Raw genomic sequence first — 12,621 nt, 5'->3', positions numbered from 1 at the left:
AATGGGTGTGAGCGAGGGTCTCGAACCGGCCGCGGCCGGCGGCTGTGCGGCGGCGCGGGGCCCGGCGCCGATGACCCGCAGGCATACCGCGGGGCCGGCCGGCGCGACCGTCACTCGGCTGCACCGGCCCCGTACCGCCTCCGGCCACACAAGGGTTGACCTGCGGCGATGGGCCATCACCCGGCGGGCAGGGCGAACACGGGATGGGCGGCCGGGACGGGCGGGGGGCGCACTCCCCCGGTTCCGGCCGCCCACCCCGTGCCTGGTGGACCGTTCGGCGGGCCGCGGACGTGGCGCGGCCGGGCCGCTAGGCGTCCGCCTCCGCGATCTGCGCCTCGATGAAGCGGGCCAGCCTGGCCACCCCTTCGACGATCTGCGGGGGCTTCAACGAGCTGCACGACAGGCGCAGTTGGTGCTCGCCGCCGCCGTCGAGGAAGAAGTCCGACATCGGCGTCCACAACACGCCGAAGTGGCGCGCCGACCGCTCCAGCGCCTTCACGTCCGCGACGAAGGGCACGTCGACGACGAGGAAGAAGCCGCCGGTCGGCTCGTTCCACCGGACGCCCAGGGCACGGCGGCGCTCCTCGGGGAAGTGCCGCTCCAACTCCTCGATGACGGTGTTCAGCGTGGTGCGGTAGTGGGCGATGGCCGCCGCGTTGGCGTCGCGCAGCCGGCAGTCGCAGCCCACCAGCAACCCACCGATCACCGCCTGGCTGATGGCCGAGGTGTTGACCGTCGTCATGCTCTTGATCTTGGACAGCTCATCGGCCAGCAGGGTGCGTCGCCCGGAGGGGCCGACGACTTCCTGGTCGGCGATGACGTAGCCGACCCGCGCGCCGGGCAGCGCCGTCTTCGCGAACGAGCCGAGGTGCAGCACCCGGCGTTCGCGGTCCAGTGCCTTGAGGGTGGGCCGCGCGGTCCCGGTCCGTACGAAGAAGCCGTACGGGTCGTCCTCCAGGATCAGCAGGTCCTCTTCGGACGCGAGGGCGAGCAGCCGCTCGCGGGCCTCGACGGTCATGCTCGCGCCGGAGGGGTTGGCGAAGTCCGGGACCACGTACAGGGCGCGCGGCCGGCCGCCCGCCTCCCGGGTGCGGCGCACGGCTGCCAGCACCTCGGCGGCGTCCGGCCCGTGCGGGCCCTCGGGCACCGGGCACATCGCGATGTCCAGCAGCCGGGCCGCGCCCGTCACACCCACGTAGCAGGGCGAGCTGACCAGCAGGGTGTCTTCCGGGCGGGCGAACAGGGCGCGCAGGGTGATCAGCATCGCCTCCTGGCAGCCGGTGGTCACCACCACCGACTCCGGACTCACCGTGATCTGCTCGTCGTTGGCGAGGGTGCGGGCGATCAGCTCGTGGATGACGCCGTTGGTGCGGCCGTACTGGAAGAGCTGGGTGCGCACCCTCTCCCGCGACCAGCCGAGGTCGTGCTCCAGGTAGTCGGTGTAGGTGCGCAGGTGGCGGGTGAGGTCCTCGGTCTCGAAGGTGCCCTCGTCCGGCCGGCCGGGGGCGAAGGAGAGCGCGTCGGGGAAGCGGGCGACGACCTCGTTGAGGAAGTTCATCGCGTCCAGCAGCGGGTCGGTGAGCGAGGCGTGCAGGTCGTCGAGGTCGAGCGGACGGGCTCCGGCGGCGGGCGCGGGGGTCTCGGCCATGGGGTCAACCCTTCGGTGCGGTGGCGGCAAGGGAGGTGCGCAGGTAGTTCGCGGCGCGCTCGATGGCGGAGCGGCCCGCGTCGAGGGAGCCGGCCATGGCGAAGAAGCCGTGGGCGACGCCGGGGTAGCGAACCGACTCGGCCGGCACCCCGCTCTCCCGCAGCCGGGCGGCGTACGCCTCGCCCTCGTCGCGCAGTGGGTCGTACTCGGCGGTGAGCACCAGCGCGGGCGGCAGGCCGGAGTGGTCGGGGGCGCGGAGCGGGGAGGCCAGCGGGTGGCGGCCGTCGTCGGGATCGGTCAGGTAGTTGTCCCAGTACCACTGCACCGACTTGTCGTTGAAGAGCAGCGGGTCGGTGTTCTCGCGGCGGGAGGGGGTGTCGGCCAGGCAGTCGGTGTTGGGGTAGACGAGGAGTTGGGCCAGCAGGCCGGGGCCGCCGGCGTCGCGGGCCATCAGGCTGACGGCGGCGGCCAGGTTGCCGCCGGCGCTGTCGCCACCGACCGCCAGCCTGCTCGGGTCTCCGCCGAAGCGGGCGGCGTGTTCGGCGGCCCACTGCACGCCCGCGAAGCAGTCCTGGGGCGCTGCGGGGAAGGGGTTCTCGGGGGCCAGCCGGTAGCCGACCGCGATGGTGAGACACCCTGCGGCGTTGGCCAGGCTACGACAGATGGCGTCGCCGGTGTCCAGCGAACCGAGTGTCCAGCCACCGCCGAAGAAGTAGACGAGTACCGGCAGCGGCCCCTCGCCCGCCGGCCGGTAGACGCGCACCGGCAGCGGGCCGCCGGGCCCGGCGAACTGCTCCTCGTGCACCTCGGCGACCGGCTCGGGGGTGCCGGCGTCCGCCTGGATGGCGGCCAGGTCGGCGGCCCGGGCCTCGGCGAGGGTCATCGTGTAGAGCGGGCGGACCTCCTGCTGTGCCCGTCGGTCGTACAGGGCCTGCATCTGGGGATCGAGCGGCATGGTTCTCTCCGTGTCGTGGCCGCGCCACTTGGCGCGGCGGGCGTGGCAAGGCTGTGTCGGACTGCTTCGGGGTGTGTCGGGCGGTGTCGGACTGCGTCGGGCCGTTTCCGGTTGTGCCGGGCGGTGTCCGGCGGTGTCGAGCCGCGTCTGGCGTGTCGTGCGATGACAGCCGGTGGCGGGCGGTGCGTGGGACGCGGCGGGATGCGCGTGCGGGCTCGATGGGCTACGCGTGGGCGGCGGGCGGGAAATGAGTAGCCGGCGGGCGGGAAGCGAGGGGCCGGCGGGCGGGGCGGTGCGTCAGGCGAAGTCGGTCAGCAGCGCCGGCTGGGTGGCCACGCTGCGCAGGCGGTTGCGGACGCCGTTGGTCGCCTTCTGGTAGCAGGTGAAGTTGTCGTGCAGCACGGACTCGGCGTTGGCCGTCTCCAGCATGGCGATGAGTTCGAAGGCGAGCTGCGGTACGTCGGTGTCCTCGCGCACCTCCCCCGCTTCCCGCGCCTCGTTGATGGTCTGTTCCACGAGGGCGAACCAGTTGCCGTGGGCCTTGGTCACCGCGTCGTGCACCCGCCCCTCCCGCGCGTCGTACTCGGCGGTGACCGAGTAGAAGAAGCAACCTCCCGGGAAGACACGTTGCTCCGAGTAGGTCAGCCAGTTGGCGCACAGGCGCCAGACCTGGCCTATTCCTGCCGGCAACTCCCGGGCGGGTCGCACCACGTGCTCAATGTAGATTGTGATGGCGGTGCGTACGGTGGCGAGCTGGAGCTCGACCTTCGAGCCGAACAGGGCGAACACCCCGCTCTTGCTGAGCTGGAGTTCGCTGGCCAGACGCCCCAGCGACAGGCCCTCCAACCCTTCGACCGATGCGATGCTGACGGCTCGTTGGAGGATCAACCGCCGGGTCTGGTTACCGCGTTCGATCCGTCCGTCCATGCGCGTCGTGGTCAAGCGACACCTCCTCGATGCCTCCCATCCGGGTTTCCGACTCATCGAGCTGGCCGCCCATTCGACTAAGTGGACGACCGTGCGGACATGTGGGAGAGTTCGGTTAGTGTACGCCCGTGCGGTTAGTTGGCGTACAGGTCGAAGCACGCTCGGCGAGTGACGACGGGGGATGCACCGGTGGGGTTGACGCTCTACGACTACGAGACCGCGGCCAGGGAACGACTGCCCCGCCCCGTGTGGGACTTCCTGGCCGGCGGCAGCGGGACCGAATCCATGCTCTCGACCAGCCGCGAGGCGCTCGACCGGATCAGGTTGCGGCCGAGGTTTCTGGTCGACGTCTCGACGTGTCACCCCAGGACGGAGCTGCTCGGCGCCCCGCTGGCCGCCCCCCTCGGTGTCGCACCCATGGCCTATCATCAACTTGCGCACCCAGACGGGGAGTTGGCGAGTGCCCGCGCAGCCGGCGAGGCAGGGGCACTGCTGACGGTCAGCATGTTCGCCAGTTGCACCCTGGAGGACATCGCCGCCGCGGCCACCGGACCGCTGTGGCTCCAGCTCTACTGGCTCAAGCAGCGCGGCCCGATGCTGGAACTGATCAAGCGTGCGGAGGCCGCCGGGTACCGCGCCCTGGTCCTCACGGTGGACGCACCGCGCGTCGCCCACAGGCCCCGCGACGCGCGCAATGGCTTCGCGGTGCCGGACGGAATCCGTGCGGTGAATATCGACACCTCCGTGATGGCCTCGGCGCACGGCAGCACTTCCGGTGAATCCGCCATCGCGCGGCATTCCAAGGAGCAGTTTGACTCCTCCATTACCTGGGCGGACCTAAGCTGGCTTCGCGAACAGACCGAACTACCCCTCGTACTGAAGGGCATCCTCACTCCGGAGGACGCCGAGCTCGCCGTTGAATGCGGCATCGACGCCCTGGTCGTCTCCAATCACGGCGGCCGGCAACTCGATTTTGCAACCCCGGCCGCCGACGTCATGCCGGAGATCGCCCAAGCCGTCGGCGGAAGCTGTCAGCTCATCCTGGACGGAGCCATCAGGCACGGCGCCGATATCGCAAAGGCGCTCTGCCTCGGGGCCGACGCGGTCTTTGTCGGCCGACCGGTCCTCTGGGGCCTCGCCCATTCGGGCAGTGCCGGGGCAACGGCCGTACTCACCACTCTCATCAGCGAGTTCGAAGAGGTCATGGCGCTGATGGGCGTACCCGAAGTCCAGCATTTCAGCGCCGCCGGCATTACCCGTCACTGATCCAGAAACACAAGAGGAACCCACACCTCCACTCTCTTTTTATTGCCTTGCTTGAAAAGGTGATTTGGGCTGCCCCTAAGCGCCAATGGAACCCCAATGACACATTGGTTCATAGGACTTCACAGCAAACTTCACTTGATTACTCAAAAGTAGTGCGCAACGATGCACATGTCGCCGGGTGGGGACATGGTGACGCACACAATCCGAAATCGCCGAAGGACAGTGCTGCCCCGTGGTATTCGGATGGTTCAAAATCTGCGACAGGGAGAGATTCCGGTGGGGGAAGCTGGCGCAACGCCGCCCAAACGGTCTATATGCGGTGACGGATCCTGGGTCGACGAGGTGTTACTCGGAGGGAAGGGCGAAGACATCGCCCTCCACATCGGCGGTCCGGTGAGCCGCGCCCAGCTTCGTCAACTCGTCGCACACGAGCAGGAGCGAATGCGGGACGCCGGACTGGCCGCGGGCGGCTCACTGGCCGTGCGCGTGCCTCCCTCGCTCGGCTGCGTGGTCGCCATGCTCGCCGGCTGGCGCACCGGAGCCCAAGTGGCCCTGCTGGACTACCGGTTGACGCGGTTCGAGGTCGACGAGGCGCTGACCCGGCTGGCACCCCAGTTGGTGGTCGAGCCGACCGAGGACGTCACCGGCCGACTGCGCGGCTACTTCGACGTGACGACCCGCATCACCCCCGTGCCCGGCGGCCGGCCCGCCGGCACGCCGCACGCACTGCTCCAGTTGAGCTCGGGCTCGACCGGCCCGTCGAAGGTGATCGGCCGCTCGGTCGACAGCCTGCTGACGGAGCTCGACCGCTACGACCGACTCGACGGTTTCCCCGGCGGCGGCGAGCGCCGCGTGGTGCTGGCCTCGATCATCCACGTGCTCGGGTTGGTCGGTGGGTTGCTCCACGGGCTGGCCGCGAAGTCCCAGGTGTACCTACCGCGGATGCAGACCGTCGACGGCATCCTCAAGGCGGTGGCGGCGGACGACGGGCCGACCGTCATCCTCGGCGTCCCCTCCCAGACGGCCGTGCTCTCGGCGGCCCAAGCACCCCCGAAACTCCCGCAGTTGCGCCGCATGATCGTGGGTGGCGAGCTCGTCAAGGAGGACGTCAGGGAGCGCTTCACCACCCGGTACGGCGCCGAGCTCGGAGTCATGTACGGCATGACCGAAGCCGGCGTCATCGCGACCGACCTGACCGGCGCCACCCGCCCGGCCCTGGCTCCCACCCACAACATGCCCGTACGGGTGGAGGACGGCCAGATCCTCCTCGGCCTGCCGGCCGACCCGTACGTGGGCCAGACCGACGGCACCCGCTACGTGGACGGCTGGCTGCGCACCAAGGACGCCGGCACGCTCGACGAGGCGACGGGGTTGCTCACGGTGCACGGCAGGCTCGACTCCCAGGTGTCCATCGGCGGGTTGAAGGTGGACCTCTCCGAGGTGGAGGCGTCCATCTCGGCGGTGCCCGGCGTCACCGAAGCGGTGGTCGTCCACGGCACCGGCATCGAAGCCTTCGTCACGGTCAGGGAACAGAGCGCCTTCGACACCCTGGCCGACTCCCTGGCGGCCCGCCTCGCCCCGTACAAGCGGCCCCGCACCCTGCACCACCTGCCCGAACTGCCGCGCACCGCGACCGGTAAGCCGGTGCGCAACGCCGAGGTGCTGCGCGCCGCGGTGCGTTCGGCAGCCGCCGTCTAAGGGTCAGGTGACCGCGTCGGGATCGACGCGGCGCACCTGGACGGGGTGGTCACCCACCGCACCGTCGGGCGAGCCACCCTGGAGCGCCAACCCGAGGACGTAGCGTCCGCCACCCAGCAAGACGGCTGACGACACGAGGTGTTCCGCGCCCGGCAACGGGCGCGGCACCAACGCCGTGCCGGGCGGCCACTGCTGGGCCAGCGGCATCCGACGGCTCATGCCGCCGCGCCGCAAGCCCTGGCCCAGCGCCTTGCCCACCGACTCTTTCTGCGTCCACAACCACAGGAAGGCCGCTGCTCGTTCCGGTTCGGTCAGAGCGCTGACCCACTCCGCCTCAGCGGGGTGCAGCCACGTCCGAGCCAGCGCTTCGGCGCGCAGCGCCCGTACCACTTCCACATCGACACCGACCGGGACCTTGCTGGTCAGCGCGACCGCCAGGGTGCCACGAGCATGAGCGAGGCTGACCGAGAGCCCCGCCCCGGCCCCGCCGAGGCAGGGGCGACCGCCGGGCTCGTGCTCCAACCAGATCTCGGACGACGGGACCCGCAGCAACTCCGCCGCGGTCCGCAGCAGCAGGGCGTGTGCCTTGCGCCGCTCGTCCCCGTCCGTCGTGCACCACCGCACCGTCACCGTGTCCGGGGCCGACCCCGGGTGCCCATCCATGAAGAGGGAGTCAACCAAATGTCCGCCGAAGTTGAGAAGTTCATCATCGAGGCCCTGGACAACATGAACTACGACGTCACCGAGGTCACCGGCGACACCCCGCTCGGCCCCTCCGGTCTCGACCTGGAGTCGCTGTCGGTCGCCGAGATAGCCATCCAGGTGGAGGACACCTACGGCGTGAAGTTCGAAGAGGACGAGATGGAGACCGTGGCCCTGCTGACCGTCTCCGGCCTGGTCAAGGAGATCGTCGAGCGGGCCTCCGCCACCGCATCGGCCAAGTGAGTCCGTACCGCCGCTGAGCCGACGTGCCTGCTCTCCCGACCCTGGCGCCACCGGCGCCGGGCGGGAGCGGCAGCAGGTCGTACGCGACACGTCCGATCGAGAAAGCGAAGACACCGGCAATGAATCCGAAGAACGAGCGCGCGGAGCTCGCGGCCGACCAACGGTTGGGCGTCGGCAACGTACTGACCACACTCCTTGACCGGGGCACCGAACTCGATGCCCCCACCCTGACCTTCGACACCGAGGTCGACGGCCACCCGGCGTGGCAGGCCCACTCGCTGGCCGAGCTGGGGCAGCGGGTGGCCGCCAGGGCCGCCGCGCTGCACGGGCTCGGCGTACGGCCCAGGGACCCGGTCGCCGTCTGGGTGTCGGCCGCCGCCGACCAGGTGCTCAGCTATCTGGCGCTGGTGCGCATCGGTGCCATTCCCGCGCTCGTCAACGGCCGGCTCGCGGCCGAGCAGGCGGGCGAGTACATCAAGCGGCTGCGGCCGGTCGGCGTGATCGTCGACGCCCCGCACCGCAACGCCCTCGACTCGGTCGACAGCGCGGTGCCGGTCCTCGCCGACCCCGCCGAACTCGGCGCCGGCGACCCGGAGGCGGCGCCGCAGCCCTACCGGCACCACGGCAGCGAACCCGTGGTCATCACCCACTCGTCGGGGACCACCGGACTGCCCAAGGCCGTCATCCACTCGCACCACAGCCTGTTCGCCGCCATCCGGCACCGGCTGCTGCTGCCCAAGGGCCAGGGCCTGGCCCGGATGCTGGGCGTGCTGCCTTCGGCGCACGCGGCCACCGTGATCGCCGTCAACCTGGCGCTGACCAACCGCACCCAACTCGCACTGCTCTCGCAGCAGAGCGGTGGCCCGGTGCTCGACGCCATCGAGTCCTGGCAGCCGCAGAGCGTCCTCGGCTTCGCCACCACCTGGTCGGAGCTGGCCGGCGCCGACTTCTCGCAGCGCGACCTGTCCTCCATCCGCACCTGGTGGAACACCGGCGACTGTGCGCACGAGGCGCACATCCGCAAGTTGGTCGCCGCCGGTATGCGGGAGGCCGTCACCTCCGAGGGCCGCGTCCGCAAGCCCGGCTCCTTCTTCGTGGACGGCCTTGGCTCGTCCGAGATGGGCCACTCCCAGTTCTTCATCACCCACACCCCCGACACCAGCCGGTACGGGCGGTGCATCGGCAAGCCGCACGCCTTCTCCGACGTGGCGATCGTGGACGACGACGGCACCAAGCTCGGCCCCGGCGAGGTGGGGCAGCTCGCGATCAACGCGCCGACCCTCTCGCTCGGCTACTGGAACGACTCGGTCACCACCTACCGCACCCGCAGGGACGGCTACTTCCTCACCGGCGACCTCGTCTTCCGGGACGAAGAGGGCTACTACTACCACGTCGACCGGGCGGTGGACGCGGTCGACCTCGACGAGGGCAAGAAGCTCTACACGATGCTCTGCGAGGAGCGCGTCCTGGCGGAGTGCGCCGACGTGCTGGAGTGCACGGTGGTCGCCGTGCCGAGCGAGGGCAAGGTCGCCACGACGGTCCTGCTGATGCTCGACCCGCAGGCGGACCAGGAGGCCGACCGCACGGCCGAGGTGCTGGCGGCGTTGGAGTCCCACGTGGCCGCCACCGTCGAGCGCGTCGTGGTGGTGAGCCAGGACCGCATCCCGCTCGGTGCGACCGGCAAGGTCCGCAAGTTCCTGCTCCGTCAGCGGTTCCTCGACGGCGAACTGCTCGGTCAGACCGAGGGTGCGGGGGTGTCGGCATGAGCGACCAGCAGGCACTGCCGCGGCCCGTCGTCACCGGTCTCGGCGCCTTCACCCCGCTCGGCCGCGGTGCGGCCGACCTGTTCGAGGCCGTGTGCCACAGCAAGTCGGGGCTGCGCAAGCCGCCGGCGGGGCACCTCCTGGACGGCACCGTGGGCTCGGCCGGCATCGCCCCGGAGATCTCGGCGCGCGACGTGCTGCCGCCCAGCGAGGGCCGGCTGGTGGACCGGTACGTCCTGATGGCCATGGCCGCCGCCGATGACGCGCTCGCAGACGCCGGCATCGAGGTCGGCCGCGACGTGGACCCGCACCGGGTGGCCGTGGTCGTCTCCAGCGGCGCCGGCGGGCTGACCACGTACGAGGAGCAGACCCAGGCCAGGGCGGAGCGCGGCCCGACCGCGGTCAGCCCGTACCTGCTGCCCGGCATGTTGCCCAACATGGCCGCGGCCCGGATCGCCATCAAGCACGGTGCGCGCGGCTGGAGTTCGGCCATCGCCACCGCCTGCTCGGCCGGCGCGCACGCGGTGGCCGAGGCCGCCCGGCTGATCCGGTACGGCGAGGCCGACGTGGTGATCTGCGGCGGCGCCGAGGCGCCCCTCAACCCGACCTCGGCACTGGCGTTCTCCCACGCCAGGGCGCTGGCCAGCGGCTGGGACGACCCGGAGCAGGCCAGCCGCCCCTTCGACCGCCGGCGCAACGGGTTCGTGCTGGCCGAGGGCGCCGGCGTGCTGGTCGTCGAGCGCGCCGAGCACGCGGATGCGCGCGGCGCCGCCGGCTACGCCGACCTGCTGGGCTGGGGCGCGACCACCGACGCGTACCGGCCCACCGCTCCCCGGCCGGACGGCGAGGGCGCGGCGTACGCCATGCGCAGGGCGCTGGCGACCGCCGGGCTCGCCCCGAGCGACATCGGGTACGTCAACGCGCACGGCACCGCGACCAAGCTGGGTGACATCGCCGAGACCAAGGCCGTGCACGCCGTCTTCGGCGACCACGCGCCTGCGGTCAGCAGCACCAAGTCGATGACCGGTCACCTGCTGGGTGGTTCGGGGGCGGTGGAGGCGGCGATCTGTGCCATGGCCCTGACCCGCGGCGCGCTGCCTCCCACCCACAACCTGGACGAGGTGGGCCCGGGCTGCGAACTCGACCACATCCGGGGCGAGGCGCGGCAGCAACGGGTCGAGGCCGTCATCTCCAACTCGTTCGCCTTCGGCGGCCACAACGTCAGTCTGCTCCTCGGTACGGCAAGCACGCGCAAGAAACAGTAGAGACGACCAAGAAGGGCACATTCGCGTGAATATCGGAGCTGTCGACCACGTCGAGTTCTACGTCGGTGACGCACAACAGGCGGCCTTCTACCTCTGCACGGCGTTCGGCTTCCGGGTGTGCGGCCAGGCGGGGCCCGAGACGGGCCAGCCCGACCAGCGTTCGCTCCTGCTGCGCCAGGGTGGCATCACCCTCGTCCTCACCTCCGCACTCACCCCCAAGCACCCCGTGGCCGAGTACGTGGCCCGGCACGGCGACGGGGTGGCCAACATCGCCTTCGAGGTGAGCGACACGGCCGAGGCGTTCGCCACCGCCGTCGAGCGCAAGGCCATCGTCGTCGAAGAGCCCGTCACCCACCGGCAGGGCGGGAACGAGGTCGTCACCGCCTCCGTGCTCGGCTTCGGGGACGTGGCGCACCGGTTCGTCCAACGCACCGGGGACCGGGCCGACTTCCTGCCCGGCACGATGGACGTCACCGACGTCGAACCGGCCCCGGACCAGCCGCTGCTGAGCACCGTGGACCACGCCGCGATCTGCGTGCCGGCCGGCCAACTGCGCCCCACCGTCGAGTTCTACGAGCGGGTCTTCGGCTTCCGGCAGATCTTCGAGGAGTTCATCGAGGTCGGCGAGCAGGCCATGGACTCCAAGGTGGTGCAGAGCCCGTCGGGCCACGTGACCTTCACCCTGATCGAGCCGGTGACCGGTCGCCGCCCCGGGCAGATCGACACCTTTCTGGCCAGCCACGGCGGCGCCGGCGTCCAGCACCTGGCGCTGCTCACCGACGACATCGTGGCCACCGTGCCGGCCTTGGAGGCCCGCGGTGTGAAGTTCCTGAACACCCCCGACGCGTACTACGACGAGCTCACCGCGCGCCTGGGCGAGCCGGAGTTGCGGGTGGCCGACCTGCGGCGGACCAACGTGCTGGTCGACCAGGACCACTGGGGCCAGGTCTTCCAGCTCTTCACCCAGTCCCCGCACGTGCGGAAGACCTTCTTCTGGGAGGTCATCGACCGGCACGGCGCCCGCACCTTCGGCAGCGGCAACATCAAGGCCCTCTACGAGGCGGTGGCCAGGGACGAGACGACGGCCTGAGCCGGCCGCGCCCGTACGCCCCGGCCCCACCCTCCCCACGCACCTGCACCGTCGTACCTAAGGAAACACCGTGACCGTTCAAGACTCAGCCGCGTTCACCCTGACCGACGCGGAGCGCGAACTGCTGCCGTCGGACGAGGACGTCGCCTTCTACGCCGAGCACGGCTGGTACCTGTCGAAGAAGATCTTCACCGACGAGGAGACGGAGCTCCTGGAGAAGTCCAGCGAGCGCTTCTACGGCGGCCAGCGCGACCGTACGCTGCCCGTCCGCCCGCCCAAGCTCGCCTACTGGGAGCCGGCCAAGGGCGATGTGCAACGGCACAACGACTACATCCACTACGAGGACGACACGATCGGCCGCATCCTGCGCAAGCCGCTGCTCGGTGCGGTGGCCGCCAGGCTCGCCGAGGCCGACGTCATCCGCGTCTTCCAGTCCACCTTGATCTACAAGCCGCCGGTCGCCGGCGAGCCGTCGAACCTGGTGCCCTGGCACTTCGACCGGCACTACTGGGCCACCTCCACCTCCGAGCGGATGCTGACCGCCTTCATCCCCTTCCACGACTGTGGCGAGGAAATGGGCACCATCACCATGGTCGACGGCAGCCACCGCTGGAAGGAGACCGCCGCCAACGACGCGACCTCGCTGCACTTCGCCGAGCGGGACCGCAGCGAGTTGGACGAGATGCTGGAGCAGAACGCCCGGTACAACGGCGTCGAGGTGCGCAAGATTCCGATCCACATCCCCCGGGGGCACGTCAACTTCCACCACTGCCGCACCTACCACGGCAGCGGTGCGAACGTCAGCGACCGGCCGCGGCGCGCCATCTCCCTGCACCTCCAGGACGGGGGCAACCGCTACCGCGAGTTCTTCCGCACCGACGGCACCAAGGTCTCGTACAACCACGACGTGGTCGTGCGCAAGAACGCCGACGGCACGCCCGACTACACCGACCCGGAGTTCCTGCCGGTGCTGTGGAGCACGAGCTGACCGCACCACCCCGGGCCCCTGCTTCGGCCGGCCCGGTTCGGCGCCCGGTGGCGCCACCGCAGCACACCCCGGCGGG

The 12,621-nt window shown here is 70.7% G+C and carries 11 protein-coding genes; 7 read left to right on the top strand and 4 right to left on the bottom strand.

All coding sequences use genetic code 11. From position 1 onward, the window contains the following. Positions 1-307 precede the first annotated feature (307 nt). The 3 genes from ACMA1D_RS28570 to ACMA1D_RS28560 form a co-directional block, all read right to left on the bottom strand. Positions 308-1,648: a PLP-dependent aminotransferase family protein gene (locus ACMA1D_RS28570; protein ID WP_414726882.1), complete on the bottom strand. Its 1,341-nt coding sequence runs from the start codon at positions 1,646-1,648 to the stop codon at positions 308-310. A gap of 4 nt (positions 1,649-1,652) precedes the next feature. Beyond that, on the bottom strand, positions 1,653-2,603 hold the full coding sequence (locus ACMA1D_RS28565; RefSeq protein WP_414726881.1) for an alpha/beta hydrolase: 951 nt from the start codon (positions 2,601-2,603) through the stop codon (positions 1,653-1,655). A gap of 297 nt (positions 2,604-2,900) precedes the next feature. Continuing rightward, complete coding sequence (locus tag ACMA1D_RS28560; protein WP_414726880.1) at positions 2,901-3,545, bottom strand: TetR/AcrR family transcriptional regulator; 645 nt, start codon at positions 3,543-3,545, stop codon at positions 2,901-2,903. Between the two features lie 153 nt (positions 3,546-3,698). Here ACMA1D_RS28560 and ACMA1D_RS28555 point away from each other — a divergent pair, with 153 nt between their 5' ends. Together ACMA1D_RS28555 and ACMA1D_RS28550 are read left to right on the top strand one after the other, a co-directional pair. Next, positions 3,699-4,796, top strand: a complete 1,098-nt coding sequence (locus tag ACMA1D_RS28555; protein WP_414726879.1) for an alpha-hydroxy acid oxidase — start codon at positions 3,699-3,701, stop codon at positions 4,794-4,796. A 342-nt stretch (positions 4,797-5,138) separates the two neighbouring features. Further along, the gene (locus tag ACMA1D_RS28550; RefSeq protein WP_414726878.1) at positions 5,139-6,494 is read left to right on the top strand and encodes a class I adenylate-forming enzyme family protein; all 1,356 of its coding nucleotides are present in this window, start codon (positions 5,139-5,141) and stop codon (positions 6,492-6,494) included. A gap of 3 nt (positions 6,495-6,497) precedes the next feature. Here ACMA1D_RS28550 and ACMA1D_RS28545 read toward each other — a convergent pair whose 3' ends face one another. Further along, positions 6,498-7,157, bottom strand: coding sequence for a 4'-phosphopantetheinyl transferase family protein (locus ACMA1D_RS28545; RefSeq protein WP_414726877.1), 660 nt, complete (start codon positions 7,155-7,157; stop codon positions 6,498-6,500). Positions 7,158-7,175: 18 nt separating this feature from the next. Between ACMA1D_RS28545 and ACMA1D_RS28540 the strand changes: the two genes are divergently transcribed. The 5 genes from ACMA1D_RS28540 (at position 7,176) to ACMA1D_RS28520 (ending at position 12,545) form a co-directional block, all read left to right on the top strand. Further along, positions 7,176-7,439: an acyl carrier protein gene (locus ACMA1D_RS28540; RefSeq protein ID WP_349993639.1), complete on the top strand. Its 264-nt coding sequence runs from the start codon at positions 7,176-7,178 to the stop codon at positions 7,437-7,439. A gap of 119 nt (positions 7,440-7,558) precedes the next feature. Next, the gene (locus ACMA1D_RS28535) at positions 7,559-9,205 is read left to right on the top strand and encodes an AMP-binding protein (RefSeq protein WP_414726876.1); all 1,647 of its coding nucleotides are present in this window, start codon (positions 7,559-7,561) and stop codon (positions 9,203-9,205) included. Then, positions 9,202-10,467 (top strand): beta-ketoacyl-[acyl-carrier-protein] synthase family protein, encoded by a 1,266-nt coding sequence (locus tag ACMA1D_RS28530; protein WP_414726875.1) that lies wholly within the window; start codon positions 9,202-9,204, stop codon positions 10,465-10,467. The genes ACMA1D_RS28535 and ACMA1D_RS28530 overlap by 4 nt, the downstream gene beginning before the upstream one ends. A gap of 25 nt (positions 10,468-10,492) precedes the next feature. Further along, positions 10,493-11,557, top strand: a complete 1,065-nt coding sequence (gene hppD / locus ACMA1D_RS28525) for a 4-hydroxyphenylpyruvate dioxygenase (RefSeq protein ID WP_414726874.1) — start codon at positions 10,493-10,495, stop codon at positions 11,555-11,557. Positions 11,558-11,627: 70 nt separating this feature from the next. After that, complete coding sequence (locus ACMA1D_RS28520) at positions 11,628-12,545, top strand: phytanoyl-CoA dioxygenase family protein (RefSeq protein WP_414726873.1); 918 nt, start codon at positions 11,628-11,630, stop codon at positions 12,543-12,545. Positions 12,546-12,621 lie beyond the last annotated feature (76 nt).

The organism is Streptomyces sp. 796.1 (assembly GCF_047525675.1).
Lineage (GTDB): Bacteria > Actinomycetota > Actinomycetes > Streptomycetales > Streptomycetaceae > Streptomyces.
This window is presented reverse-complemented; position numbering and strand designations above follow the sequence as displayed.